The organism is Stenotrophomonas sp. STEN038, assembly GCF_056759895.1.
The window spans coordinates 66,997-93,172 of the sequence record NZ_JBRRDW010000012.1; the positions used below are offsets into that span (position 1 = coordinate 66,997).

General features: G+C 64.5%; 26 protein-coding genes. 17 read left to right on the top strand and 9 right to left on the bottom strand.

Annotated features, from left to right (window positions below; all coding sequences use genetic code 11):
* The first annotated feature begins 7 nt into the window (after positions 1 to 7).
* The 10 genes from ACVOLS_RS07250 to ACVOLS_RS07295 all read left to right on the top strand — a co-directional run bounded on the left by ACVOLS_RS07250 (position 8) and on the right by ACVOLS_RS07295 (position 9,479).
* The gene (locus tag ACVOLS_RS07250) at positions 8 to 979 is read left to right on the top strand and encodes a FecR family protein (RefSeq protein ID WP_481545049.1); all 972 of its coding nucleotides are present in this window, start codon (positions 8 to 10) and stop codon (positions 977 to 979) included.
* A gap of 126 nt (positions 980 to 1,105) precedes the next feature.
* Positions 1,106 to 4,024: a TonB-dependent receptor gene (locus ACVOLS_RS07255; protein WP_481545050.1), complete on the top strand. Its 2,919-nt coding sequence runs from the start codon at positions 1,106 to 1,108 to the stop codon at positions 4,022 to 4,024.
* Positions 4,025 to 4,203: 179 nt separating this feature from the next.
* A complete protein-coding gene (locus tag ACVOLS_RS07260) occupies positions 4,204 to 4,794 on the top strand; it encodes a biliverdin-producing heme oxygenase (RefSeq protein ID WP_481545051.1) in 591 nt (196 codons plus the stop codon).
* Between the two features lie 43 nt (positions 4,795 to 4,837).
* Positions 4,838 to 5,224 carry a YbaN family protein gene (locus tag ACVOLS_RS07265; RefSeq protein WP_481545085.1) on the top strand — a complete coding sequence of 129 codons (387 nt, stop codon included), beginning with the start codon at positions 4,838 to 4,840 and terminating at the stop codon, positions 5,222 to 5,224.
* Complete coding sequence (locus ACVOLS_RS07270; protein WP_481545052.1) at positions 5,221 to 5,361, top strand: hypothetical protein; 141 nt, start codon at positions 5,221 to 5,223, stop codon at positions 5,359 to 5,361. Before ACVOLS_RS07265 ends, ACVOLS_RS07270 begins: the two co-directional genes overlap by 4 nt.
* A complete protein-coding gene (gene exbB / locus ACVOLS_RS07275; RefSeq protein ID WP_481545053.1) occupies positions 5,351 to 6,067 on the top strand; it encodes a tonB-system energizer ExbB in 717 nt (238 codons plus the stop codon). The genes ACVOLS_RS07270 and exbB overlap by 11 nt, the downstream gene beginning before the upstream one ends.
* Positions 6,068 to 6,076: 9 nt before the next feature.
* Entirely contained in the window at positions 6,077 to 6,502 is a 426-nt protein-coding gene (exbD, locus tag ACVOLS_RS07280) for a TonB system transport protein ExbD (protein ID WP_481545054.1), read from the top strand.
* A complete protein-coding gene (locus tag ACVOLS_RS07285) occupies positions 6,499 to 7,239 on the top strand; it encodes an energy transducer TonB (protein WP_481545055.1) in 741 nt (246 codons plus the stop codon). Before exbD ends, ACVOLS_RS07285 begins: the two co-directional genes overlap by 4 nt.
* A 303-nt stretch (positions 7,240 to 7,542) precedes the next feature.
* A complete protein-coding gene (locus tag ACVOLS_RS07290) occupies positions 7,543 to 8,763 on the top strand; it encodes a helix-turn-helix domain-containing protein (RefSeq protein ID WP_481545056.1) in 1,221 nt (406 codons plus the stop codon).
* Between the two features lie 47 nt (positions 8,764 to 8,810).
* Positions 8,811 to 9,479, top strand: coding sequence for a glutaminyl-peptide cyclotransferase (locus ACVOLS_RS07295; protein ID WP_481545057.1), 669 nt, complete (start codon positions 8,811 to 8,813; stop codon positions 9,477 to 9,479).
* Positions 9,480 to 9,659: 180 nt separating this feature from the next.
* On the opposite strand, the gene ACVOLS_RS07300 is transcribed toward ACVOLS_RS07295, so the two are convergent.
* Positions 9,660 to 11,687, bottom strand: coding sequence for a sodium-translocating pyrophosphatase (locus ACVOLS_RS07300; protein ID WP_481545058.1), 2,028 nt, complete (start codon positions 11,685 to 11,687; stop codon positions 9,660 to 9,662).
* A gap of 242 nt (positions 11,688 to 11,929) precedes the next feature.
* On the opposite strand from ACVOLS_RS07300, the gene ACVOLS_RS07305 reads away from it, so the two are divergent.
* Entirely contained in the window at positions 11,930 to 12,436 is a 507-nt protein-coding gene (locus ACVOLS_RS07305) for a hypothetical protein (protein ID WP_481545059.1), read from the top strand.
* 37 nt (positions 12,437 to 12,473) lie between these two features.
* Here the strand turns inward: ACVOLS_RS07305 and ACVOLS_RS07310 are convergent, their stop codons facing one another.
* From ACVOLS_RS07310 to ACVOLS_RS07325, 4 genes are all read right to left on the bottom strand, one after another.
* Positions 12,474 to 13,073, bottom strand: coding sequence for a DUF2846 domain-containing protein (locus tag ACVOLS_RS07310; protein ID WP_481545060.1), 600 nt, complete (start codon positions 13,071 to 13,073; stop codon positions 12,474 to 12,476).
* A 4-nt stretch (positions 13,074 to 13,077) separates the two neighbouring features.
* Positions 13,078 to 13,791, bottom strand: coding sequence for a hypothetical protein (locus ACVOLS_RS07315; RefSeq protein ID WP_481545061.1), 714 nt, complete (start codon positions 13,789 to 13,791; stop codon positions 13,078 to 13,080).
* Between the two features lie 566 nt (positions 13,792 to 14,357).
* On the bottom strand, positions 14,358 to 14,948 hold the full coding sequence (locus ACVOLS_RS07320; protein WP_481545062.1) for a YiiX family permuted papain-like enzyme: 591 nt from the start codon (positions 14,946 to 14,948) through the stop codon (positions 14,358 to 14,360).
* A 62-nt stretch (positions 14,949 to 15,010) separates the two neighbouring features.
* Complete coding sequence (locus tag ACVOLS_RS07325) at positions 15,011 to 16,267, bottom strand: 6-phosphofructokinase (RefSeq protein WP_481545063.1); 1,257 nt, start codon at positions 16,265 to 16,267, stop codon at positions 15,011 to 15,013.
* Positions 16,268 to 16,409: 142 nt separating this feature from the next.
* Between ACVOLS_RS07325 and ACVOLS_RS07330 the strand changes: the two genes are divergently transcribed.
* The 3 genes from ACVOLS_RS07330 (at position 16,410) to ACVOLS_RS07340 (ending at position 19,493) form a co-directional block, all read left to right on the top strand.
* Complete coding sequence (locus tag ACVOLS_RS07330; protein WP_481530185.1) at positions 16,410 to 16,973, top strand: adenylate kinase; 564 nt, start codon at positions 16,410 to 16,412, stop codon at positions 16,971 to 16,973.
* A 327-nt stretch (positions 16,974 to 17,300) separates the two neighbouring features.
* Entirely contained in the window at positions 17,301 to 18,755 is a 1,455-nt protein-coding gene (gene mpl, locus ACVOLS_RS07335; RefSeq protein WP_481545064.1) for a UDP-N-acetylmuramate:L-alanyl-gamma-D-glutamyl-meso-diaminopimelate ligase, read from the top strand.
* 132 nt (positions 18,756 to 18,887) lie between these two features.
* Positions 18,888 to 19,493, top strand: coding sequence for an LON peptidase substrate-binding domain-containing protein (locus ACVOLS_RS07340; protein ID WP_481545065.1), 606 nt, complete (start codon positions 18,888 to 18,890; stop codon positions 19,491 to 19,493).
* Between the two features lie 200 nt (positions 19,494 to 19,693).
* Here ACVOLS_RS07340 and ACVOLS_RS07345 read toward each other — a convergent pair whose 3' ends face one another.
* Complete coding sequence (locus ACVOLS_RS07345) at positions 19,694 to 21,697, bottom strand: bifunctional DedA family/phosphatase PAP2 family protein (RefSeq protein WP_481545066.1); 2,004 nt, start codon at positions 21,695 to 21,697, stop codon at positions 19,694 to 19,696.
* Positions 21,698 to 21,823: 126 nt separating this feature from the next.
* Between ACVOLS_RS07345 and ACVOLS_RS07350 the strand changes: the two genes are divergently transcribed.
* The gene (locus ACVOLS_RS07350; protein ID WP_481545067.1) at positions 21,824 to 22,486 is read left to right on the top strand and encodes a protein kinase family protein; all 663 of its coding nucleotides are present in this window, start codon (positions 21,824 to 21,826) and stop codon (positions 22,484 to 22,486) included.
* The gene (locus ACVOLS_RS07355; RefSeq protein WP_481545068.1) at positions 22,483 to 23,034 is read left to right on the top strand and encodes a DUF2867 domain-containing protein; all 552 of its coding nucleotides are present in this window, start codon (positions 22,483 to 22,485) and stop codon (positions 23,032 to 23,034) included. Before ACVOLS_RS07350 ends, ACVOLS_RS07355 begins: the two co-directional genes overlap by 4 nt.
* A 137-nt stretch (positions 23,035 to 23,171) precedes the next feature.
* Here ACVOLS_RS07355 and ACVOLS_RS07360 read toward each other — a convergent pair whose 3' ends face one another.
* Entirely contained in the window at positions 23,172 to 23,351 is a 180-nt protein-coding gene (locus ACVOLS_RS07360) for a hypothetical protein (protein ID WP_296250311.1), read from the bottom strand.
* Between the two features lie 45 nt (positions 23,352 to 23,396).
* Positions 23,397 to 24,071, bottom strand: a complete 675-nt coding sequence (locus tag ACVOLS_RS07365; RefSeq protein WP_481545069.1) for a hypothetical protein — start codon at positions 24,069 to 24,071, stop codon at positions 23,397 to 23,399.
* Between the two features lie 142 nt (positions 24,072 to 24,213).
* Between ACVOLS_RS07365 and ACVOLS_RS07370 the strand changes: the two genes are divergently transcribed.
* On the top strand, positions 24,214 to 25,029 hold the full coding sequence (locus ACVOLS_RS07370; protein WP_481545070.1) for an SDR family oxidoreductase: 816 nt from the start codon (positions 24,214 to 24,216) through the stop codon (positions 25,027 to 25,029).
* A gap of 220 nt (positions 25,030 to 25,249) precedes the next feature.
* Here ACVOLS_RS07370 and ACVOLS_RS07375 read toward each other — a convergent pair whose 3' ends face one another.
* Positions 25,250 to 26,113: an ion transporter gene (locus ACVOLS_RS07375; RefSeq protein WP_481545071.1), complete on the bottom strand. Its 864-nt coding sequence runs from the start codon at positions 26,111 to 26,113 to the stop codon at positions 25,250 to 25,252.
* Between the last annotated feature and the right edge of the window lie 63 nt (positions 26,114 to 26,176).

The window sequence follows — 26,176 nt, forward strand, 5'->3', positions numbered from 1 at the left end:
CCAGCCCATGAGCCCGCCGTCTTCCTCGCCAACGCCCGACAGTCCTGCTGCGCAGCAAGCGCGCGACTGGTTGCTGCGTCTGGCCTCGGGGAACATGAACGAGCAGGACATGCAGACCTTCGAGCAGTGGTTGTTGCTGCCCGGACACCGCCACGCGTTTGAACATCAACGGGTACTGTGGCGCAGCCTCGCTGCACGCCCACAGACCTGCGTGCTGGTGCAGCGGCCGGCGCGACGCTTGCAGCGTCGGCGGCTGGCGGCGGTGGCGGTGCTGGCGCTGTTCTGTGGGGTGATGTCGGCGCCGGAGCTGGCGCTGCGGATACGCGCGGACCACCGCGCGGATGTGGCCATCCAGCATGTCCGCCTGCCTGACGGTTCCACCACGGTGCTGGATGCCGGCGCTGCCATTGCCGTGCATTACGGCGAGGCCACGCGGCGTATCGAGTTGCTGCGCGGACGCGCCTGGTTCGAGGTTGTACCGCAAGCCGGCGCGCCATTCCGCATCACTGTCGGTGAGGGGGTGGTGGAGGACATCTCCACCGCGTTCGTGGTCAGCCGCGATGGCGATCGTGTCGCTACGGCGGTGGAGCAGGGGCGCGTACGGGTTGCGGCGCGTCCGGACCAGGGCTGGATGTACCTGCAGGCCGGTCAGGCTGCGGGGTGGGGCAAGGACGGCGTTGCCGAGCGCGGTGCGGAGCTGGCGCCGGATCATGTCGCAGCATGGCGACGTGGCGAACTGCTGCTGGAAAACGCGGCCGTGACCCAGGTGCTGGCCGAGTTGCAACGTTACCGTCCGGGCCATGTATTCGTGCGCGGGGATCTGTCGGCTTTGCCGCCGATCAATGCCGCGTTGCGTCTGGATAAGCCCGAGCAGGCGCTGGATGCGCTGGCTGCAGGCAGTGGCTTGCGCGTGACGCGACTGCCGTTCGGCATCGCCATCGTGCAGGCACAGGAAAACGAGCTGCCAGCGCGTCGCTAGCTGAGCTGGGCGATTGATCTTGGGGGTTTGCCCGGCTCATTCGTCTTAACCCCGACCGTACCTCAGCCGCCGCCACGTACGTCGAACCTCCGCCGCCTCATTGCGGCTTCGACAACAGGATTTTCAATGCCCAGTTCTTTCCGCGCCGGCCCACGCCTGCGCCTGTCCCGTCTGCATGTTGCGATGCTGGCCGCCGGCCTGGCAGTGCTGACGCCAGCCATTCCCGCAATGGCGCAGGCCACCGTTGCCGGCGCCAGCGCACAGTTCGATATCCCAGCGCAGCCGCTTGCTGCAGCGCTGGGCCAGTACATGCGTCAGTCCGGCGTGCAGGTGGCTTATGCCGCCGCCCTGGCCGACGGTGCGACCTCGGCGCCGGTATCCGGTCAGCTGGCACCGACGACGGCGCTGCAGCAGCTGCTGCGCGGCACCGGCCTTGCTGCCCGCCGCAGCGGCAATGGTGCGGTATCGCTCGAAAAGCTGCCGGCGGGTGCCAATAATGCCGATGACCTGGTCGTGACCGGCACCCTGAGCGTGGCCGGCGATCAGCGTGGTGGCGAAGGCACCGGCAGCGATGCCGCGCGCCTGCTCGATACCTACCGCACCACCGGTTCGACCGCCTACATCCCGCAGCAGACCATCGAGCGCTTCCGTGGCACCTCCACCGCCGACATCATCAAGGGTGTGGCTGGCGTCACCGCCGGTGATCCACGCGTGGGCAATGCCCTGGACGTGAACATCCGCGGTATCCAAGGCCAAAGCCGCATCCCGGTGATCATCGATGGTGGCCAGTCCACCATGGATACCTACCGCGGTTACGCCGGCCAGTCGCAGCGTACCTACCTAGACCCGGACCTGATCTCCAACATCACCATCACCAAGGGCCCGAGCCTGCAGGCAAACGCCTCCGGCGGCATCGGTGGCGTGGTCGAGATGGAGACCTTGAAGGTGGATGACGTGCTGCGCGAAGGCCGTGATAGCGGCATCCGCGTGCGCACCGGTCTGGCCAACAACAGCGCCAACAACGTGCCCGATTACAGCGCCGCACCGCGCACCGACCGCAACGCCACTGGCAACCAGTTCGCCAACGTGGCGGTGGCCCAGCGCTGGGATCGCTTCGATCTGGTGGCGGCGTATGCCTGGCGCGATACCGGCAACTACTTTGGCGGCAAGCACGGCTATGACGACTTCCCGCAGACCCGACGCACGCTGGCGCCGCTGAACCCGCCGCGCACCGAAGTGTTCAATACCTCATCGCGTTCGGAATCGGCGCTGCTCAAGGGCACCTGGCGCATCGACGATGCGCAGACGCTGGAACTGGGCTACCGCCGCTATGAAGGCACTGCCGGCGAAATCATGGCCTCGCAGATCATCCGTGTGGACCGCGATCGCGTGCCACAGTGGGAACCGGGCCATGTCGACATGGACAGCTACAGCCTGCGCTACCGCTTCAATCCGGACAGCAGCCTGGTCGACCTGCGTGCAAACGCCTGGTACACCGACGCCGAAAGCCTGATGTACAACAGCCTGACCGGTATCACTCCGTGGTACTTCGACCGCCGCACCGAGTGGTATGACGCGCCGAGCTTCAGCGGCAACCCCGGTTACAAGGATGCCTACGCCAATCCGCTGAAGCAGAAGCGCTTCGGCCTGGACGTGAGCAATACCTCGCTGCTGGAAACCAGCGCCGGTCTGTTCACCGTTGACTATGGCCTGTCGCTCAGCGACGAGGACATCCGCCCGAACTCGCCGATCATGCATGACGATCTGGTCAACAACCGCTTCCTGCGCAATGCCGAGCGCAAGGAATACAGCGCGGTCGCATCGATCAAGTGGGAGCCCAATGAGCATTGGGAGTTCATGGCCGGTGGCCGCTGGAACCGCGTCGACGTGCACGACCGCAATCGACTGGCGAAAGAGGACAAGTTCGAGGCTGATGGTCAGTACCGCTACACCCAGCTGCTCAACGGTGACCCGAGCCTGCCGTCGTGGCGTGCCAAGCGCATCGCGATGCTGAACTGGTACCCGGACGCCAATGGCAACTTCACTGAAGCGTCGCTGCTGGCCTCTCCGTACAAAAAGGGCACGGTGGCTGACATCGGCGGTTGGAACTTCTACGACGCCGATGCCGCCGAAGACTTGATGGTGCCGGTGAGCTGGACCTGGTCCAAGCCGATCAAGCGCCGTGACAGTGCGTTCTCGCCGACTGCGAGCGTCACCTATCGCTTCGACGACGACAGCATGGTGTACCTGAAGTACGCCGAGGGCACCAAGCTGCCGAGCCTGTTCGAGACCACACTGGGCCTGTTCACCGCCGCCAAGCCGGTGGGCGAGCTGAAGCCCGAGCGCTCCGGCAGCTGGGAAATCGGTGCAAGCACCATCAAGCGTGACCTGTTCGCCGATGGTGACCAGCTGGCACTGAAGCTGGCGTACTTCGACACCCGCGTGGATGACCTGATCACCCGCGACTACCGCACGCTGTCGGCCGGCCTGATCCGCAATGTCGATCGTTTCAAGGTGTCGGGCATGGAGTTCCAGTCCAACTACGATGCCGGCAAGGTGTTCGCGGATCTGTCCGCGCACTACTACTTCAAGGCCAAGACCTGCGCGCCGGACATCGCCGCAGAGCGCCGTGCCTATGGGCAGGCGCGCAACATCGAGGAGTTGAAGAACACCCCGAACTGCGTGGATGGTGGCTTCGAGGGGTCCTATAGCAATACCCAGAACCCGCCGCGCTACACGGTCAATGTGACCCTGGGTTCGCGCCTGTTCGACGAGCGGCTGACCTTCGGCACCCGCGTGGTGCACAACGCCGGCCCGATCAGCAAGCTGGACAAGGAATGGAACGTCGGCCTGTCGGCGATCCAGCAGCTGTACCGCCCGGCGACCATCGTCGACCTGTTCGCCAGCTGGTCGTTCAATGACCAGTGGAACCTGGACGTCAACCTGGACAACGCCACCGACCGCTATTACCTGGACCCGCTGGCACTGGGCATCCTGCCAGCACCGGGCCGTACCGTGCGCATGGCACTGACGTTCCGCTATTGATGGATAGGGACTGATCGATATGCAAGGCAATCCCGGCGCGCAAGCGCCGGGATTGCCGGTTGCGGCACATCGTGCAGGCCGCTTGGGGAAATGCCCCCGGCAGACGTCTCAATCAGGACGACCGGTGAATCCATCAAAAGATGCAGCCGGTTTCCCCCTCCGCTTCGTAGTTGCAGACCATGACCACGACCGAAACCATTGCCGCACCCACCCGCAGCCAGCGCCTGAAGGCGGCAACCAGCACCACCCATGATTCGCTGGACAAACGCATCATGTCCGAGGACATCTTTGCCAGCCGCGAGCGCTTCGCCAAGTTCGTACGCGTGCAATACCGCTTCCACCGCGACATCCAGGCGCTGTATGCAACGCCGCTGCTGCGCGCGCTGCTGCCGGATCTGGAACAGCGCCAGCGCCTGCAGCAGATTGTTGCCGATCTCGGTGATCTGCAGCAGGACGTTCCTGCCGACAGCGCCGCCGTCATCCCCGACGACATCGAGCTGCCGCAGGCGCTGGGCTGGCTGTACGTCGCCGAAGGCTCCAACCTCGGTGGCACCATTCTGTTCAAGCTCGCCGGCAAGCTGGGTCTTGGCGCCGACTTTGGTGCCAGCCATCTGGCTGCGCATCCCGATGGCGCTGCGCGCCACTGGCGCGAGTTCACCGCATCCATGGATGCCATCACTATGACCGAGGCGCAGGAAGCGGCCGCCATCGAAGGTGCCAACGCGGCGTTCCGTACCGTGCGTGGCTACGTCGAGCAGGAATTCGCCTGATGCTGGTCGGCGCACTGGCAGACACCATGCAGGCATCGGCGTGATCCGCTGGCTGTGGTTCTGCCTGGGCTGGCTTATGGTGGCGCTCGGCGTGATTGGTGCGTTGCTGCCAGTGATGCCGACCACCATCTTCCTGATCCTGGCGGTCTGGTGTTTCTCAAAATCCTCGCCGCGCTTTGAAGCGTGGCTGCTGCAGCATCCGCGCTACGGCCGGCCGCTGCGGCTGTGGCGCGAGCAGGGTGCGGTGAGTCGCAAGGGCAAGTGTTTTGCTGCGGGCGGCATGGCGCTGGGTTATGTGCTGTTCTTCATCGGTGCGCATCCGAGCTGGAAGCTGGCCGTGCCGGTGGCTGTGTTCTTCCTTGCCAGTGCTGCCTATGTGCTGTCGCGGCCGAGCCCGCGCGAGCCGGTGGCCAGTGAGGAGCGGTCGTGACGCAGCCTGCCGTTACCGATACGCAGCACGTGGTGTCGTGCCAACGCGACGCCATTTCGTACAACGTTCAACGCACCAGCCAGATCGCCAGTGCGACTTTCTTCCATGACGATCCGGAACCATTCCATGCACGCTGACATTTCCTCGCACGCCGCCACGCAGGCACTTACGCCCTGGGCCATGTACCAGTCCGCCGACTGGGTCGTGCAGGCGGTAATGATCTGCCTGGCGTTGGCCTCCCTGGCCACCTGGACGGTGTTGATTGCCAAAACTCTGGAGTTGGGGCGGATTGGCCGTGAACTGCAGGCCGCGCGCGAGGTACTGGAGGTCAGCGGCAGCCTGGATGGCGCCGATGCGCAGCCGCTGCTGCAGCAATCGGATCTGGCGCGCAGCATGCTGGGTGCGGCCCGTACCGAGCTGACCTTGTCGGCGGACGCGCAGGGTCATGAAGGCGTCAAGGAACGTCTCGGCTCGCGGCTTGAGCGCATCGAGCTGGGCAACAGCCGGCGCCTGCGCAGCGGTGTCGGCCTGTTGGCCAGCATCGGCGCGGTGGCACCCTTCGTCGGTCTCTTCGGCACCGTGTGGGGCATCATGAACAGCTTCGTCGGCATCGCCGCGTCCAACACCACCAATCTGGCGGTGGTTGCGCCGGGTATCGCCGAAGCACTGCTGGCCACCGCGATGGGCCTGGTCGCTGCAATCCCTGCGGTCGTCATCTACAACCATTTCAGTCGCCGCTTGCAGAGCCTGCGTGCACTGGGCGGTGACATCTCCGCCAGCGTGCAGCAGATCGTCTCGCGTGATCTGGATTGCGGCCGCGCACTGTCGCGCGACACGCGCTGAGGGCGGGCGATGGCAATCCGTACCTCCCGTGAGTCCGACGACGAAGCGCTGGACGAAGCGCACGAGATCAATGTCACGCCCTTCATCGACGTGATGCTGGTGCTGCTGATCATCTTCATGGTGGCAGCACCGCTGGCTACCGTTGATGTGCCGGTGGACCTGCCGGCCAGCAGTGCCAAGCCGCAGCCGCGCGATGCCGAGCCGCTATTCCTCACCGTGCAGGCGGATCTGTCGCTGCGTGTTGGTGAGATTGCGGTATCGGCTGACGCGCTGGCGGCGGAGCTGGAGAAACGCACCCAGGGTGATCATTCGCAGCGCATTTTCCTGCGAGCCGACCGTTCGGTCAGCTATGGCGACCTGATGGAAACCATGAACCTGCTGCGTCGCGCGGGTTACCTGAAAGTGGCGCTGGTCGGGGTAGAGCAGTCGCCGTGACCGTCGCTACTGCATCCTCCCGCATGCGTTGGGGTGGCAGCTTTGCGCTGGCGCTGTTGCTGCACGCCGTGGTGATAGGCGCGGCGCTGTGGTGGAGTCTGCGCGCGCCGCCCGTGCTGGCCGACCAGCAACCGCTGGAAGCGGTGATGGTGGATCTGGCTGAGACGCCGGAAGCGCCGCCAACGCCGCCAACCGAGATCCCACAGGGGCCGCCGCAGCAGGAGCAGCAACGCAGCGAGCCGACCCCGGCGCCACGGGTGGAGCGTGAACCGCCGCCGCAGGAGCCCGAGGTGGTGGACGCCTACGTGCCGCCGCAGCCGCGCGAACACGTGCCTGCCTCCGACGCCCATACCGTGGACCAGACCCTGGCGCCGCCAGATGTCAGCGCCAAGCCCAGCGAGCGCTATGCCGCCCGCCAGACCACGGCCGGGCAACAGGCGCAGGCTTCGGTCAGCTGGCAAGGGCAGTTGCTGGGGCATCTGGAAAAGTACCGTCGCTATCCACGTCTGGCCGAGCGTCTGCGCCAGCAAGGCGTGGCCTATGTGCGCTTCAGCGTGGACAGGCAGGGCAGGGTCAGCAACGCCCGGATCGGTCGCAGCAGCGGTCATGACAGCCTGGATGAGGCCACGCTGGAGACAGTGGCACGGGCAACACCGGTGCCGGCACCGCCAGCGGAGGTCACTGGCGATCCGGTGGAAGTGATGGTGCCGGTGGAGTTCTTCATCAATCGCAGGTAAGCGGCAGCCCCCAGACGACCTATCGACGAGGGCTGTCCCCTCTCCCGCGTTGCGGGGGGAGAGGGGCAGCTCGCGAACCACTGGTTCGCTGCCCGTTGACCGACCTTGCGCCAGCGCAAGGGCCGGGGCGCGGAGCGGGGGTAGGGGTGAGGGCGCTCTCAGCGGCAATCCTGCAGCGCGACGGCATCCAAGCGTCGAGTCGATGGATATTCAAGGACATGGGCACGCCAACCTTCTACGCGCCCATCGAACGGTGCAATAGCAGAAAGTGCATCTACGCCCGCCCGCAGTTAGCCTGCCCCCATGGATTCCCTGATCGCAGCTTCCGCACGCGCCCTGGTCACCGGTGATGTCCTCACCGCGCTGAAGCACGTTGCATTGCGCGACGATCCTCCCGCGCTGGCCCTGCGCGGCATCGCCATGGCGCAGCTGGGCGACCTGGCGCGTGCACGCGAACTGCTGCGACGCGCGCAACGTGGCTTCGGCACACACGAAGTCCTTGCACGGGCACGCTGCGGTCTGGCCGAAGCCGAAGTAGCACTGGCGCTGCGGGAACTTGGCGGCACCTCCGAGCCGCTGTCGGCTATCGCGACCGTGCTTGATGCGCAGGGTGATGCGGCCAATGCCTCGCAGGCCTGGTTGATCCTCGCGCGACGACTGCTGCTGCTGGGAAAGCTGGATGATGCAGCGCATGCGCTGGCCAGGTTGGAGGGACGGCAGCTGCCGCCAGCACTGAGCGCCATGGCGGATCTGACTGCTGCGACCTTGGCATTGCGCTGGATGCAGACCGCGCAGGCACGGGCCCTGCTGGAACGCGCGCGGATGGCTGCGGCGCAAGCTGGTGTCGGAGCGTTGCAGGCGGAAGTGGACCAAGCTCGCATCAAGTTGGATCAGCCGGCTGCACGTTGCCTTGGCGGAGGGGCGGATCAGTTGCTGCGTATCGATCAGGTGCAGCAGCTGTTGGATTCCGGTGCACTGATCATTGATGGCTGCCAGCGCGGCGTCAGGCTTGGCGCAAGCTGGCAATCGCTGGCGAGACGTCCGGTGCTGTTTGCGCTTGCTTGCGCCTTGGCCGAAGCTTGGCCGGGTGACGTTGACCGTGACGTGCTGATCGCACGCGCATTTGGCATGCGCCATTACGACGAGACGCTACGCGCCCGGCTGCGCGTCGAAATCGGTCGCCTGCGCGGGTTCATCGCCGCGCAGGCGCAGATTGAAGCGACGGCTGCCGGCTTCCGCCTGTCACCGCGCTCTGCGACCTCGGTGAAGGTATTGCTCCCGCCCATCGAAGGTGAACAAGGTGCACTGCTCGCGTTGCTTGCTGATGGTGCGGCTTGGTCGACCTCGGCACTGGGTTTGTCCTTGGGGCAGAGCCAGCGCAACGCGCAGCGGGCGCTGCTGGAGTTGGAAGGAGCAGGGCGTGTGTACGCGACTGGACGCGGACGAGCGCAGCGTTGGCGCGCGGTGCCGCTGAGCGGATTCACGACGATCTTGTTACTCCCTGCTGCGCTGCCGATTGACTAGTGTCGCTGGCAGGCAGCCAATCGCGGACATGCCAGGAGATCGCAGCGATGAATACGGAAACCCTGAATCCCAAGGTTGCGGCGGCAAAGGTCCGTCCCGCCGAGGTGGTGCGCGAGTACGGCCCGTTTACCGGCTCGGACACCATCAATGGCGTCAGCTTCGATGGCCACAACGTATGGGCTGCGACCGGCGCCGCGCTGGTTGCCTTCGATCCGCGTGATGGCCAGAAGGTGCGCAGCTTGGCCGTGCCCTGTGACGCCGGTACTGCCTTCGATGGGACCTATCTCTGGCAGATCGCCGAAGCGCGTATCGACAAGATCGATCCGCAAAGTGGCGAGGTGCTGGCATCGATCCCTGCACCGGGCAATGGAACGGACTCGGGCATGGCATGGGCGGAAGGCAGTTTGTGGGTGGGGCAGTACCGGCAGCGGAAGATTCACCAGATTGATCCAGCCGACGGCAAGATCCTGCGCACGATTGAATCCGACCGTTTCGTCACCGGCGTGACCTGGGTGGATGGAGAGCTTTGGCATGCGACAGGCGAAGCAGGACAGAGTGACATCCGTCGCCTGCAAGCCGATACCGGCGCGGTGCTTGAGCGCCTGCAGATGCCGGAAGGCATCAGTGTCAGCGGGCTGGAAGCGGATGGTGGCGAGCTGTTTTATTGCGGTGGCGGCAATGACGGTCGGGTGTATGCGGTGAAGCGACCGTTTTGAGTGGAGTTGGGGTGTTTTACGTTTGGCCGATGCGATCTCAGCTTCGCGGCTGACGCCGCTCCTACAAGTGCTACGACGCTTCGTGCACTTACCGATCCTCCCGCTGCCGGATACAAGAGCCCCTCTCCCGCATGCGGGAGAGGGGTTGGGGTGAGGGCAGCTTTTCGCTGGTAGCTTCGACTACAGCAATGGCACCAACAGCAGCGCGACGATATTGATGATCTTGATAAGGGGGTTGATCGCCGGCCCTGCCGTGTCCTTGTACGGATCACCAACGGTATCGCCAGTCACGGCAGCCTTGTGCGCCTCGCTGCCCTTGCCACCGAAGTGACCATCTTCGATGTACTTCTTCGCGTTGTCCCAGGCACCACCACCGGTGGTCATCGAGATCGCCACGAACAGGCCGGTCACGATGGTGCCGATCAACAGGCCGCCAAGCGCCTTCGGCCCAAGCAGCAGGCCAACCACTACCGGAACAGCTACCGGCAATAGCGAAGGCACGATCATTTCCTTGATCGCCGAGCGGGTCAGCATGTCCACCGCCTTGTGGTACTGCGGCTTGGCGGTGCCCTGCATGATGCCGGGGATCTCGCGGAACTGACGGCGTACTTCCTCCACCACCGCACCAGCAGCACGGCCGACTGCTTCCATCGCCATCGCGCCGAACAGGTAGGGAATCAAACCGCCGATCAACAGGCCGATGATCACCGTGTGGTCGGACAGGTCGAAGGCAAAAGCCTCGCCCGGATGCGCCACCTGCAGGTTGTGGGTGTAGTCGGCGAACAGCACCAGTGCAGCCAATGCCGCCGAACCAATCGCATAACCCTTGGTCACTGCCTTGGTGGTATTGCCAACCGCATCGAGCGGGTCGGTGATGTTGCGGATTTCCGGCGGCAGATCGGCCATCTCGGCGATACCACCGGCGTTGTCGGTGATCGGGCCATAGGCATCCAGCGCGACGATCATGCCGGCCATCGACAGCATCGCGGTCGCAGCGATGGCAATGCCGTACAGACCGCCGAAGTGGAATGCCGACCAGATCGCCACGCAGACTGCGATAACCGGCAGTGCGGTGGATTTCATCGACACACCGAGGCCGGCGATGATGTTGGTGCCGTGGCCGGTGGTCGAAGCCTGCGCCACGTGCTGCACCGGCTTGTATTGGGTGCCGGTGTAGTACTCGGTGATCCAGACGATCAGGCCGGTCAATACCAGTCCGATCAAGGCGCAGATGTACAGGTTGGTGGCACCGTGGCTGGAGTCGGCCATCAGCTGCGTGGTCACCGGCCAGAAGGCGATTGCGGCCAGCACACCGGAGACGATCACGCCCTTGTACAGCGCGCCCATGATCGAGCCGCCGGCTTTCACCTTGACGAAGAACGCGCCGATGATCGACGCGATGATCGACACGCCACCCAGCACCAGCGGGTACAGCACCGCGTTGCGGCCGACTTCGGCCATCATCATGCCGCCGAGCAGCATGGTTGCGATCACCGTCACCGCATAGGTTTCGAACAGGTCGGCGGCCATGCCGGCGCAGTCGCCGACGTTGTCACCGACGTTGTCGGCGATCACCGCCGGATTGCGCGGGTCGTCCTCGGGAATGCCGGCTTCGACCTTGCCGACCAGATCAGCGCCGACGTCCGCACCCTTGGTGAAGATGCCGCCACCCAGTCGCGCGAAAATCGAGATCAAGGAGCTGCCGAATGCCAAACCTACCAGCGCGTGCAGGTTTTCGGCCTGGCTCAGGCCCATGCGTTGAAGGATCAAGTAGTAACCGGCAACGCCGAGCAGGCCGAGACCGACCACCAGCATGCCGGTGATCGCACCGCCACGGAACGCCACATCCATGGCGGCGCTCATGCCGTTGCGGGCGGCTTCTGCGGTGCGCACATTGGCGCGCACCGATACATTCATGCCGATATAGCCGGCAGCACCGGACAACACCGCGCCGACCGCAAAACCGATCGCCGTGTACCAGCTGAGGAAGAAACCGACCAATACGAACAACACCACGCCGACAATGGCGATGGTCAGGTATTGGCGGTTGAGGTAGGCCCGCGCGCCTTCCTGGATGGCGGAGGCGATTTCCTGCATGCGGGCATTGCCGGCAGGTTGGCGTAGGACCCATTGGGCCGAGATGATGCCGTAGACGATGGCGACAGCGGCGCAGACAAGCGAAAGCACAAGACCGTACTGTTCGAGCATGACCCCTCCAGCGTTGGTGGATGCCATCCAGCTGTGGATGAAGCGGGGACACGCCGGGTAGATCGAAGCACTGGAACAGACCCGGGCCGCGTGCGGCTGTGGTACGTGTCGCTGTGTTCAAACACTCTGAGGCGGCCTGAGTATGACTGCCAGCTGTCTCGACCGCCAGCTGCCGCGTCTTGCTGCTCGGTTCAGTCGGATGCTGGCAACGTCGCTCATCTGTCCAACTGGAATCGCCGCCGATGAAAGCCCTGCTAGTCCTTGCCGTGACGGCGTTGTCACCGCTGCCGTTGTTGGCGGCAACCGCCAAGCCCGAGATCGAACGCCCGGCAGCCAGCGCGCAGGCAATTGGCGCGGTGCACACCGTGCGGCAGATTCCCGAAGCCTGTACCCGCATCGAAGGCCGCTTCACCGGTAACGCCGCGCAGCCGTATGACATGCAGCTGGTGCGAACCAACCCGCAGTGCCAGCCGCGCGCGGTATTCCTGGATGCCGGCAAGGTCAATCCCAGTGAGGCGGCGGGCTGGAAGCTCAATGAAGTGGCGCGCATTCCCTCGGCGTCCTGCAGTTCGCAGCAGGCGGTGATCGAAGTGTGGCGCAAGCCGGCCGGGCAGCAGGTGGCCCTGGATGGGCAGGGCCAGAACCGGGTTTATCTGGGCGATGCCAAGGCGCAGGCCGCGGCCGGGCGGTTGGCGTCGTTGCCGGCGTATTCGGCGCGCCTGCAGATGGAAGGCGGACCCTGCCGCTGAGTGCGGCAGGGTCTAGCCTGCTCTTCCGCTGCGCTGCTTATTCGCGCAGCTTCAGCTTGTCAGCCATGCCGTTGAAGGTGGCTTCGTCGGACGGTGACAGGTTGGGGCGGCCAGCGAACACACCCATGGTGATTGTTCCCTGCACGAAGTAGGTTTCACCTTCTTCCACTTCCATGCTGAGTACGTCCTTGGCTTCCGAGTGGACGGTGTACTGGTGGGCGCCGGGCTCAGCCAGATGGACGAAATAGTTGCCACTGCGCAGCTTGCCCAGCTCCTGCTCACCTTCGCGGACCTTGAAGCCGATTGCGCCGCCGGTGAACTTTGACGGACGGAAAAAGACGATCTGGGCCTTGTCGGCGGGGGCGGGGGCGATCAGTCCGCTGTGGGCAGCGGTCTCTCCCGCAACAGGGCTGTCGGCGACGGCAGCATCGGCAGCCTGCACCGGCTGGGCAGCGGCCGATGTGTCGGCTGCTTCGGCTTCTTCAGGCGTGGTGCTGGACTGTGCATCGACCGAAGACGCTTCCTGCGCGGCGATGGCAGCATCGGTGGCCGGCGGTGCCTGCACTTGTTGCGCGAAAGCACCAAGCGGGATCAGCAGACTGGCAGAAAGGGCCACGGCACACGAACGTAGACGCATCGAACTACTCCTTGGGTTGAACCGGGGTTTCCGGTTGGGGTGTAACGAGAGGTCCTGCAGTTGCATCGATGCTGTCGCGGGATTCGACAACCGGATCGACCGTGCTTTCGACGTCTGCATGGGTCTGGGCTTCGATGCTGGCTCCGGGCATCGCAACGGGCATGGCGCTTGTAGTGGGTGCGGGCGCGGCCTTGGTTTTGGCGGCGCCACGCGTACCGGCGGGTATCACGATCTCCCGGCCCCTGATGAACATGGCAAACGGGCCTGCAGCGAGCGATACACCGATCGCCATGCCACTGTTGTCATCGCCGGTGGCGCCGAGTTTGAAACCACGTAGCAACAGCGGGCCTTGCGCCGTTTCCAGCGTACGTGCGGCAATCAACAGTTCGCCGGGGGCACCACCACCGCGTGCAGCAGCTGCGTGCACGATTTCGCCAGTCCCACGGGTTCCGCGGGGCAGTCGCTCGACGCCGTCGAGAACCAGGGGTTCGGCCAGGGTGATGGCGAAAATATCGCCGCGCTTGTGTGTGGATGATGCCAGCGGTTCGGCGATCTCAATGAAAACCGGCGTGCCCGCAGGAATCGCGGGAGCGGCTTCAGTCAGCCCTGTCAGGTTTGTCTGCCCAGTTGCCCGGGGCGTTGGCGAGACTTGTTCCTGGACGGCTGCGCTGCTGCATGTGGCGTGCAGGACCAACGCCATCGTGGCGTAGCGAAACATGGTTAACGACATGCTGATAGGCCCCCTGCCTGAATGGCTGATCGTAGCGGGAGCGGAGCAAATTTGAAATGTGTCAGTCAGCCTTCCGGGGGCAGCGTCCGGGGGCTGCGAAGGGCCGGGGCCGGAGTGCATCAGCCAGCGGCGGCGGTCCTCTCCTGCTGCGCCAGTTGTTGGCCAACGCGGTAGCCTGCTGCAGCCAACACGCAGACGATGAGAAACCCGAGCATCCCGATCAAGATCTTGCGGAACATGCTGCACCGCCGGTGTGGAGAGCCTGAGCTGAGGATGCGCTGCCGATCGGAGCGCTACACCTGCCTGAAGTAATACCGGTGATCAGTCCCCACCTGTAGCACCGCCGGGGCGTTGCCAGGAAGGCACGTCGGTAGAGCCGAGCCATGCTCGGCTGGGCGTTACCGGGAAAGCCTCTGCCGAGCACGGCTCGGCACTACAGGAGGAGCGCCTGCCGAGCATGGCTCGGCACTACAGGAGGAGCGCCTGCCGAGCATGGCTCGGCACTACAGGAGGAGCGCCTGCCGAGCATGGCTCGGCACTACGCAGTAGTTCTGTCAGCGCTGGTCAACCGTTACCAGCAAGGGCGAGGCGAAGATGGCCGCTGGCGAAATCACCGGCTCGGCCAAGGGGACATGGTTGCCGTAACGTTCGCGCAGTTTGCTGCGCACCACCGGCGCCTGCAGATTGAAGCTGTCCAGGCGCGCCAGTGGCGCCAGCTCGATGCCAGCGGCGTCGCGGTACAGCTTCCACACCAGTTCCGAGCAATAGATGCGCTGGTCAGACCATTCGAAGCTCAGGTCGTAGGGGCGTCCCAGATAGCGCGGGGCAGCGGCGTGCATCCGGGCCTTGTTCGCCGGTGTCAGCGGCCTTGATGGACGCTTGATCACATAGCGGCGTTGCGCGCCGCGATCCAGCCAGGCCTGCAACGGCGTGTACCGCACCGGTTGCACCGCTTCCATTACGTACGCTTCGCCGCCACGCACCAGAACAACGCCCATATGGCTGTAGCGTGAGCCTGTAGCGGCCTGCACCGCTGCACTTTGGCTTGAGGTGGAGGTATGGAAGACGATGTCGCCATCCTGCGGTGTGTACGCGCTGACCGCTTGCGCGGCCGCCATGCACAGCAGCAAGGCGATGCATTGCATCGCCCTGGAGCCAGAGGTGAAGCGACGCGGAGGCCGCACCCAGCACCGGCGAAGCTGCGACATCAAGCTTCCCAATCCGCCAGCTTCTTCGCCACGGCGACGTTTTTCAGGGTCACGTACCTGGGCAGGCCATCGCGGCCATACGGCAGCGGCGCCTCACCGCGGATCAGCGGCTGCAGGTAGCGGCGCGCCTTCTCGGTGATGCCGAAGCCATCCTTGCGGATGAAGCCGGCCGGCATCTTCTTTTCATGGTTGGCGACCTTGGACAGCGGCGCGGCCTCGATCTTCCAGCGGTACGGCACATCCGAGCTGCGCACGATCACCGGCATCACCGAGTTGTGTCCTTTCAGTGCGAACTGCACCGCTGCCTTGCCCACCGCCTGTGCTTGTTCCCAGTCGGTCTTGGAAGCGATATGACGGGCCGAGCGCTGCAGGTAGTCGGGCAGGGTCCAATGCACCTTGTAGCCGAGCTCGGCTTTGACCTTGCCCGCGAGGTACGAGGCGACGCCGCCGAGTTGGGTGTGGCCGAAGGAGTCCTTGACCCCACCGGCATCGGCGACGAACTGGCCGTCTGCGGTGTGGATGCCTTCGCTGGCCACCACCACGCAGAAGCCGACTTTCTCGACCACCTGCTTGACCTTGGCCAGGAACACCGGCTCGTCATAGGCACGCTCCGGCAACAGGATGATCTGCGGTGCGTCATCTGGGTTCTCGCCAGCCAGGCCGGCAGCTGCAGCCAGCCAACCGGCGTGGCGGCCCATTGCCTCGTAGATGAAGACGCGGGTGGAGGTCTCAGCCATCGCTGCCACGTCCAATGCCGCCTCGCGCACCGAGATGGCGGTGTACTTGGCCGCTGAGCCGAAGCCAGGACAGGTGTCGGTCACTGCCAGGTCGTTGTCGATGGTCTTGGGCACGCCCACGCAGGTCAGCGGGTAGCCGTATTCCTTGGCCAGCTGCGAGACTTTCAGCGCGGTGTCGGCCGAATCATTGCCGCCGTTGTAGAGGAACCAGCGCACGTCATGCGCCTTGAAAACCTCCAGCAGACGCTCGTACTTGGCGCGGTCCGCGTCCAGCGACTTGAGCTTGTAGCGGCAGGAGCCGAACGCGCCGCCCGGCGTGTGGGCCAGCGCGGCGATGTTGGCGGCCGATTCCTTCGAGGTGTCGATCAATTCCTCGCGCAGCGCGCCAAGGATGCCGTTGCGTGCGGCCAACACCTTGATTTTCCTGGCTCTTGCTTCACTGATGACGGCCGAGGCGGTGGCGTTGATGACGGCGGTGACGCCGCCGGACTGGGCATACAGCAAGGTGCCTTTGGACATGGGCAATACTCTCCAGAGCGGGGGACATTCCGGGACATTGGCCGGATGCGGTAAGCTGCACATATTGCGGTGCAGCGTGAATCGGCCCATGAGTCTAACGCCGCTGTCCGTCCCGTTTCCTCAAAACATATGGGAGTCAGGAATGCGATTGGTTCTGTTGGGACCGCCCGGTTCGGGCAAGGGCACACAGGCGACGAGCCTGAAGGAACATCTGCAGGTTCCGCACATTTCCACCGGTGACCTGCTGCGCGCCGAAGTGGCTGCCGGCACCGAGCTGGGCAAGCAGGCCAAGGCGGTGATGGATGCCGGCAACCTGGTGTCCGACGACATCCTGCTGGGCATGCTGGAATCGCGCCTGTCGCAGGCCGATACCGCCAAGGGCTTCATTCTGGATGGTTACCCGCGCAACGTGGCCCAGGCCAACGCGCTGGGCGAACTGCTGGCCAAGCTGAACCAGCCGCTGGACGCCATCGTGCAGCTGGAAGTGCCGACTGAACTGTTGGTCGAGCGCATCGCTGGCCGCGCCCAGGAGCAGGGCCGTGCCGATGACAACCCGGAATCGGTGCGTCAGCGTCTGCAGGTCTACAACGATTCCACCGCACCGGTGATCGACTTCTACGCCGCCAAGGGCACCCTGGCCCGCGTGGATGGCGTTGGTGCGCTGGACGAAGTGCTGACCCGCATCCTGGCGGCGATCAAGCGTTGATGGTGCAGGGCGCCGGCGGCTAGCCGTCGCGCCCAGCTGTGGCTTGCTTCGAGGGCTGCGGATACAGAAACGCCCGGATCCATGAGCTGGATCCGGGCGTTTCGTTTGTAAAAAGCCAGCTAAGGGCGTGCTCACGGCCCCATCAGCATGAGCTCCCTGGGGATGGCCTCTTGGGGAGTAGGACCTGAGGGATACTGAGGCTGGCGTCACGTATTTTCATTGTGAATGTGCCGTGATGGTATCGGGGAATCCCCTACATGCTCTAGGGGTACGCCTACATGAACTCGGGCATACCCCTTATCCGTGTGCATCGGCGACAATCAGTTGATGAGCAAGATCCATATTCTCGGCATTGCCGGTACTTTCATGGGCGGCGTGGCCGCTCTGGCCCGCGAACTCGGTCATCAGGTCGAAGGCAGCGATCAGGCGGTCTATCCACCGATGTCCACCCAGCTGGAAACGCTGGGGATCAGTCTTTCGCAGGGCTATCTGGCGGACAACATCAGCGCCGACTGCGACGAGGTCGTGATCGGCAATGCGCTTTCGCGCGGCAATCCGGCGGTGGAGGCAGTGCTGGATTCGGGCCGACGCTATACCTCGGGCGCGCAATGGCTGTCCGAGCAGGTGCTGCCGGGCCGCGACACGCTGGCGGTGGCCGGTACCCATGGCAAGACCACCACCACCACCATTCTGTCCTTCCTGCTACAGGCGGCCGGGCGTGAGCCGGGCTTCCTCATTGGTGGCGTGGCGGAGGATTTCGGGGTTTCGGCGCGGTTGGGGCGGTCGCTGGCTGGGAGTGCTGATACTGATGCAGCCCGACCCCCATCCGCCCCTTCGGAGGGGGAAGGGAGCTCCGTGTCGATCCTTTCGGATCGACCGCTTTTTGTTGTTGAAGCGGACGAATACGACACCGCGTTCTTCGACAAGCGCAGCAAGTTCGTCCATTACCGTCCGCTGGTCGCCATTCTCAATAATCTGGAATTCGATCACGCCGACATCTTCCCGGATGTGGCTGCAATCCAGCGTCAGTTCCATCATCTGGTGCGTACCGTGCCGGGCTGCGGTCGCCTGATCGTCAATGGCGAGGACGCATACTTGGCCGAAGTGCTGGCGATGGGCTGCTGGACACCGGTGGAGCGCTTTGGTTTTGATCCGTCGCTGGAGTGGAGCGCACGCCTGATCAACCAGGATGGCAGCGCCTTTGCGGTGCTGCATGGCGGTGTGGAGGTGGCGACCGTTGAATGGTCGCTGCTGGGCCGGCACAACGTGCTCAATGGCCTGGCTGCCTTGGCCGCCGCACATGCGGTGGGTGTCGACGTCGCCAGCGTGGCACCGGCCTTGGCAGGTTTCCACAGCGTCAAGCGACGCATGGAAGTGATCGGTCAGGCGCGGGATATCACTATCTACGACGATTTCGCCCATCACCCGACCGCGATCCAGACCACGCTGCAAGGCCTGCGCGCAAAAGTTGGTGGTGCACGCATCGTGGTGGCGATGGAGCCGCGCAGCAACTCAATGCGCCTGGGGGCGCACTCGGATGCGTTGGCGCCGTCGCTGGATATCGCCGATGCAGTGGTGTTCCTGGCGCGGCCGGAGCTGCCGTGGGATGCGGCCAAGGTGATCGACGCGGTGCGTGGTGATGCACAGGCGGTCAGCGATACCGATGCGCTGCTGGTCAAGCTCGGTGATGTCGCGCGCGCTGGCGACCACGTGGTGTTCATGTCCAACGGTGGTTTCGACGGCGCGCCGCGGCGTTTCCTGGCGCAGCTGCAAGGCGCTTGATCCAGCTGTTTTCAGGCCGGGTTGCACGCAACCCGGCCCTGCATCGATTGCGTTCGCGTACGGTGAATTGTCGCAGGGGCACGGTGGAGTACCATCGGGCCTGTCTGCCGAACACCTGCTATCACCTGGATCATGCAATCGCTCAGTCTTGCCCTGTTTCCCCTGCACGCGGTGTTGTTGCCCGGTGCGATGTTGAACCTGCGTGTGTTCGAACCGCGCTATCTGGACCTGGTGCGTGAATGTGGGCGTACCGGCAGCACGTTTGGTGTCTGCCTGATCCTCGATGGCGAGGAAGTCGGTGCGCCGGCAATCCCTGCTGCATGGGGGGTGGAAGCGGTGGTCGAGGACTTCGACGTTGGCCCTGACGGCGTGCTGGTATTGCGCCTGCGTGGTGCGCGACGTTTCCACGTAATGGCGACTCACGTGCGCGACAACGGTCTGGTAATGGCCGATGTGGAGTGGTGTGAGCGCGACAGCGACGACGAACTGCAGCCCGAGCACGGATTGCTGGGCACCTTGCTGGAACACATCATCGAGCAGATAGGCGGTGAGTACGCTGCCGCAGGTCCGGCGCAGTTGGATCAGGCGGCGTGGGTGGGCTGGCGTCTGGCCGAACTATTGCCGTTGCACGAAACCCAGCGCCTGCAGTTGCTGCAGGAAAACGATCCGCGGCGACGCTTGGATCGATTGCTGGAGTGGATCCCGGAGTTGGACGTGCCGATCGAGGAAGATCTGTAACCCGGTTGTAGGAGCGGCGTAAGCCGCGAAGCTGGCAATGTTTCCAGGCGAGCGGAAACCGCAGCCTGACGATGTATCGGCTTCGCGGCTTACGCCGCTCCTACATTGCTGGCCAGCAATGCCTTGGTAGTGCCGAGCCATGCTCGGCAGAGGCTTTCCCGGTAATACTCCCTGCCGAGCATGGCTCAGCACTATCGGCTCTACGGCGTTGGCTCCGCGCGGATCATCAACAGCGGCAAGCCTGTCTCCGGTTGCACCTGCTGCTGGGTTTCCAGGCCATCCAGCGATTGCTTGAGCGTGTCCAGTGCAGGGTCAACGCCGCGCAGCGGTCGCCACATGCCGAACAGCTTGAGGTGCCGCTGGTAACGCAGGGTCTGCGCGCTGCCCAACCATACCGGTGCTTGCCCAGGTTGCAGTTGGACGGTGGAAGGCCACAGTCGCAGTGCATGGATCTCATCCGGACGCGCGCCCGGATGCAGCATCAACAGCGCTTCGACGTTGGTATCCAGCGTTGCCGGCAGTACCGGCACCTGCTGCGGCGTGGCCTTCATGTCCAGCATCATCAATGCCTGCTGCCAGCCAGCCTGGGTCTGCCGGGTCCAGCCATTGCGCTCGAGCTGTGCCTGCAATGCCGGCAACGGCCCGGCGACCTGTACGTCCAGCGGCCAGCGCTGATCGTCGTCGAAATCATTGCGGCGGGCGGGCAGCTCGTGCCAACCGTCCTGCCACCAATGTGAGGCGTCCATCTGCACGATGCTGGCTGTCGCGGGTTCGAACTTGGCCAGCTTGGCCGGCACATTGCGCGGTGCATACCAAAGCCCGGCGATGACGAACACGCCGTAGAACAGCCATGCCACCGGCTTGACCCAGAACGAGCGGTTGAAGCGACGGCGATAGGCAACGCCCAGCACCAGCAGCCAGAACACGCCGAACAACATGCCGCCGATCACGTCGCTGAGCCAGTGCGCACCCAGATAGATGCGGGCAAAGCCGATCACGGTGACCACCGCGCCGGACAACAGGTACGGCCAGACGCGGGTGCGTCCCGGCAGCTCGCGGCCGATCAGCACCGCGAAGAAGCCGAAGGTGATGGTAGCCATGGTCACCGCCACCGACGGGAAGCCGAAGCCGCTGCTGGCGGCCGGCGGCCGCACCACATCGACGGTGGCACCCAGCAGCTTGGTCAGGGCCAGGCCGAAGGCCAGCGCCGCCAGCCAATGGAAGACCGCCATCCAGCGTCGGCGCCAGGCCAAGTAACCCATGCCTGCGGCAATCGCCGGCAACAGCACCTGCCAGTCGCCCAGCGAGGCCAGCGCGGCCATCGGGTAGTCGGCCAGCGGGTTGCGCAGGGCCAGCATCAAGCGGTGCACGGCCAAGTCCAGGGCCAACGGTTCGCCGTGGCCAACCACCACCATCAACAGCGCGAACCAGCCCCAACCCAGCACCAGCAGCATCAGCGCCAGCATGGCCAAGGGCACCGATTCGCGGCGTTTGGGATCGAACAGGTCGCTCAGCGAGTGGCCGATGAAGCGCGGGTGGCGGTGCGACCAGGCCAGCAGGCGGGCCAGCCAGCCGTCCATGCGTGTCGCCGACCAGCGGTAGCTGTACAGCACGATCGCCCACACCAGGCCCAGCAAGGTGCCGAGCAGGGCAACCACCAGGAACAGGCGTCCGGCCACCGCAGCTACGGCGTCATAGGCTTGACCCAGCGCCCAGCCGGGCAACAGAAACAGGATCGCCCAGGACAGGCAGGCCAGACCGCTGGCCTTGAGGTAGCTGGTGAAGCGCATGTTGGCCATGCCGGCGATGGCCGGAACAAATGGCCGGATCGCACCGACATAGCGGGCGATCAGGATGCTCTTGAACGCGTTGCGGCGGAACATGACTTCGCCACGGTCCAGCAGCTGTGGGTAACGGCTGAAGGGCCATACGCCACGCAGGCGGTCACCCCAACGGCGCCCAACCCAGTAGCTCAAGCCGTCGCCGGCAAAGGCGCCCAAGGTGGCGCATATCACCGCATAGGGGCCAGACAACTCGCCCATGCCGATCAATACACCTACCGCGATCATCAGCGGCAAAGCCGGCACGATGGCGCCGAGGATGATCACGGCGTCGCAGAAGGCGATGGCGAAGATCGCCAGGCCAGCAAGGACGGGGTTGGCGGCGATCCACGCAAGCGTGGCGTCGATCCAGGAAGAATTCATCGGCGGATTATAAAGGGAAGCCCGAGTCAGACCGATGGCAACGGCAGAGGTTCAGTGGATTGCAGGTGTGCTCGTTCACCTGCGATGGCGCCCAGTGAAAGGCGCGCGGGCGGCTAGAATGTCGCGATGACTGACTCTGCGCCCGCACCTGTCACTGCGCTGAAGGCTGACAGCTTCGGACAAATCCTGTTGGTGGAAGGCCCGCAAGGGCGCTTCGTGCGCCGCGACCTCGGGGCGACGCCCTTGTGGCTGCGTGTGCCTGCCTGGTGGCTGGCGCGGCGTGAAGCCCGCGCACTGGCCAAGCTCGACGGCATGGAGGCGACGCCACGGCTACTGGCCTGGGATGGGCATTGGTTGGACCGCAGCTACATGGAGGGTGCAGCCATGTACCAGCGCCCCCCACATGGCGACCTGGCCTATTTCCGCGCAGCGCGGCGTTTGCTGCAGCGCGTGCACCGGCACGGCATTGCCCACAACGACCTGGCCAAGGAAGCGAACTGGCTGGTGCGCGAGGACGGTTCCCCGGCGCTGATCGACTTCCAGCTGGCGGTATGTGGCAACCCGCGCTCGCGCTGGATGCGGTTGTTGGCGCGCGAGGACCTGCGTCACCTGCTCAAGCACAAACGCATGTACTGCCGGCAGGCGCTGACCCCGGTTGAGCTGCGCCTGCTCAAGCGGCACTCGTGGGTCCGCGAGCTGTGGTTTGCCACCGGCAAGCCGGTGTACCGCTTCGTCACCCGACGCATCCTGCATTGGGAAGACAACGAAGGGCGGGGGCCGAAGCCTTGAGTAGTGGTGTGCGGGCGCGTGAGGTCGGGATTTCAGCGGGCGCGTTGCTGCACCCGCTGCTGCCAGGCAGTCATTTCGAACATGCATCGCGGATCAATCTGGTTCGCCGGCCGGACAGTGCCGTACAGGCCTATCTGGATATCGCCCGGCAGGTGCCGGCCTGGTTTGATGGCCTGATGCGGCTGCGAAATGCCAGCATGCGCCTGTTGGGGATGAAGCACCTTGGCGCGATCCGCAGCGTGCCAGCGCGTGCTCCGGAAGGGCTGTTGGTCGGCGACAGGCTCGGGATATTCACCGTGCGGGCGCTGACCGCCGATGGCATCGTGCTGGGCGACAGCGACCGTCATCTGCGGGTGGAGCTGTCAGTAGAGCTTGGCCCGGGCCACGACAACTGCGAGCTGCAGGTGAGTACTGTGGTTCACCTGCACCGGCCGTTCGGGCGTCTGTATATGTTGCCGGTAGCGCCCCTGCACCGGGTCATCGTGCCGCACCTGCTGGGGCGCTATGCGCGAAACATGGCGGCGCGCGGACGTGACTTGGCCGGCTGATAGCCGGGGCTGGCGAGTCGGGTGTGATCAGGCGTGCATCGCTGACGCGCGCAACAAGGCTGAAAATTCTCCCGTGCTGGCTGCCTCCAGCTTGAGATGCTGCGCTATCACGCGAGTCATCTGCGGAACTGATCAGCTCATGGAGCGGGTGTGTTGTCGAGGGAATTGGAGACAACGAGTAGAAAAGTAGCCAGCGGGCCGAGCAACAGTGAAAGCAGGAACCAGTTCATACCGCCACGTCCCTTGGATTGGGCCAGGCCGGCATTGATCAGTGCCAGCGTGCCCCAGCCGACTACGTAGCCTCCACTTTCCTGCATGGTTTCCTTCCCTGGTGGCCTTGCTGGCCCAATGATCGAGTGGGCTTAGCGTAACTCCAGCAACTGCTTGCCGACAAAGCGCCGCTGCGCGTCAAAGTCGTAACCCAACGTTACATGGCCATCGTCGGCACAGGCGTGGCAGCTGCGCAGTGGCGTTGTATAGCGCAGGCGTACGCCGCCATCGGGCAGGGCCTGCGTACCGGCGGGTAGCGCCGGAGCAAACGGGCCGGAGTCAGGATGCCTGGCGTTGAACGCCTTGTAAGCATCTGAGCCGCGCGTGCTGTCGTCGAATACCTCCTCATCCACGTCGACGGCATGGCCATTGGCGTCCACCAGCCAGGTGCCCTCGTTGGTATTGGCGCGGAATGGGAATTCCAGCGTAGCCACGCCGACCCCTTCGACGTTCTGCCATGCGGTGACATAGCCGGGCTTGCCCTGCGCGGACAAAGTGCTGGCAGCTGTCAAAGCCGCCGGCGAAGCACCACCGCTGCGCATCACCTGCAGCAGGCAGTTGTCGGCTGCGGTGTCGGTACGACAGGACTCGATCGAGCCGGTCCATACTGCGTTGGGGCCGATTTGGGCGGCTTCTTCGCTCAGCCCCGTGGTCTGCGTGGTGACATCCTTGGCCGCCGCAGGTACTTCGGCAGCGGGGTGTGGCTTCTGGCAGGCCGCAAGCCCAAGGGCAAGCAGCAGCGGAGCAGTCAGGTGCAGTGTCTTCATCGGGAATCCTTGCGCGATATCGCACCAGTATCGGCAGAGCATATGAACCCTGAGTGTCGAACCTCCCGCAAACCGCAGGACTGTGCGTGGGTTCAGGTATCGGCATAATGCGGATTGCTTTCTTACCGGTTCCGGAGTGCGCATGAGCAGCTTGCAAGGCAAGACCCTTTTCATCACCGGTGCCTCGCGTGGCATCGGTCTGGCCATCGCCCTGCGTGCCGCACGCGACGGTGCCAACGTCGCCATCGCCGCCAAGTCGGCGGTCGCCAATCCCAAGCTGCCGGGCACCATCCATACCGCTGCCGAGGCTGTCAACGCCGCTGGTGGACAGGGGCTGGCGCTGAAGTGCGACATCCGCGAAGAGGACCAGGTCAATGCGGCCGTGGCTGCGACCGTGGACACCTTTGGCGGTATCGATATCCTGGTCAACAACGCCTCGGCAATCTGGCTGCGCGGCACCCTGGATACGCCGATGAAGCGCTTCGACCTGATGCAACAGGTCAACTCGCGCGGCAGCTTCCTGTGTGCGCAGGCCTGTTTGCCGCACCTGTTGCAGGCGCCGAACCCGCACATCCTCACCCTGGCACCGCCGCCCAGCCTCGACCCGAAATGGTGGGGCCCGCACACCGGCTACACCCTGGCCAAGATGGGTATGAGCTTCGTCACCTTGGGTCTGGCAGCTGAGTTCGGCCGCAAGGGCGTTGCAGTCAATGCACTGTGGCCGCGCACGGTGATCGCCACCGACGCGATCAACATGATTCCGGGCGTGGATGTGAGCGGCTGTCGCAAGCCGGAAATCATGGCCGATGCCGCACACGCGGTGCTGACCCGTACCGCGGCCGGCTTCAGCGGACAGTTCCTGCTGGATGACGAGGTGCTGGCCGAAGCGGGCATCACGGATCTGTCGGGTTATGCGGTGGATCCGTCGCGCCCGCTGATGCCGGATCTGTTTCTCTGATTGCCTTCCCCTTGCGCCGAAGGCGCAAGGGGCACGGTAGTGCCGAGCCATGCTCGGCAGGGGCTCTGCCGGTAAAGCCTCACCTGTAGTGCCGAGCCATGCTCGGCAGGGGCTCTGCCGGTAAAGCCTCACCTGTAGTGCCGAGCCATGCTCGGCAGAGGCATTCCCGATAAGGCCCCTGCCGAGCATGGCTCTGCACTACCCCCCCCCGCAAGACCGATCAATGCTCAATATGCTCCGGCAATTCATGCCCGCAGCGATTGCAGTACTGCGCCTTGAACTCATGCCCTTCATGCCCGCAGACCGGGCAGCCGCGGTTGTCGTGGCGGCTTTCACGCAGCATGTTGCCGGCCAGCTCGGCGGTATAGATGCCGGTCGGTACGGCCAGGATGCTGTAGCCGATCAGGATCAGCGCCGAGGTGATGAAGCGGCCCAGCGTGGTGTGCGGGACGATGTCACCAAAACCCACCGTGGCCATCGTCACCACCGCCCAGTACATGCTGGTCGGGATATTGCTGAAGCCGTACTGCGGGCCTTCGATCACGTACATCAAGGCGCCGGCGATGATGGCGATGGTCACCACCATCGACAGGAACAGCAGGATCTTGCGGCGGCTGCGCCATAGCGCCGCCATCAGCACGCCGCTTTCCTCGATGTAGCGGGTCAGCTTGAGGATGCGGAATACCCGCAGCAGGCGCAGCACGCGCACCACCAGCAGGCTTTGGGTGCCGGGGATGAAGAAGGAAATATAGGACGGCAGGATCGCCAGCAGGTCGATGATCCCCCAGATGCTGAACGCATAGCGTAGCGGCCGTCGTACCACCAGCAGGCGCAGCACGTACTCGGCGGTGAACAGCAGGGTGAAACCCCATTCGACGATGTAGAAACCGGTGGCCCAGGCCACGTGGATGCGCTGCACGCTGTCGAACATCACCACCAGCACGCTGACCATGATGGCCCAGACCAGCAGCAGGTCGAAGCGGCGCGAGGGCGGGGTATCGGTGCGGTGGATGATGTCGAACCAGCGGCGGCGCCAACCGCTGTCGGTGGCCGGGTTCAGTTGGGGGGCAGAGAACAGTCGCATGTGCCCATTGTGCCGCAGGCCCACGGAATGGAGGACAATGGACCGTTCACACCCACTGATCTG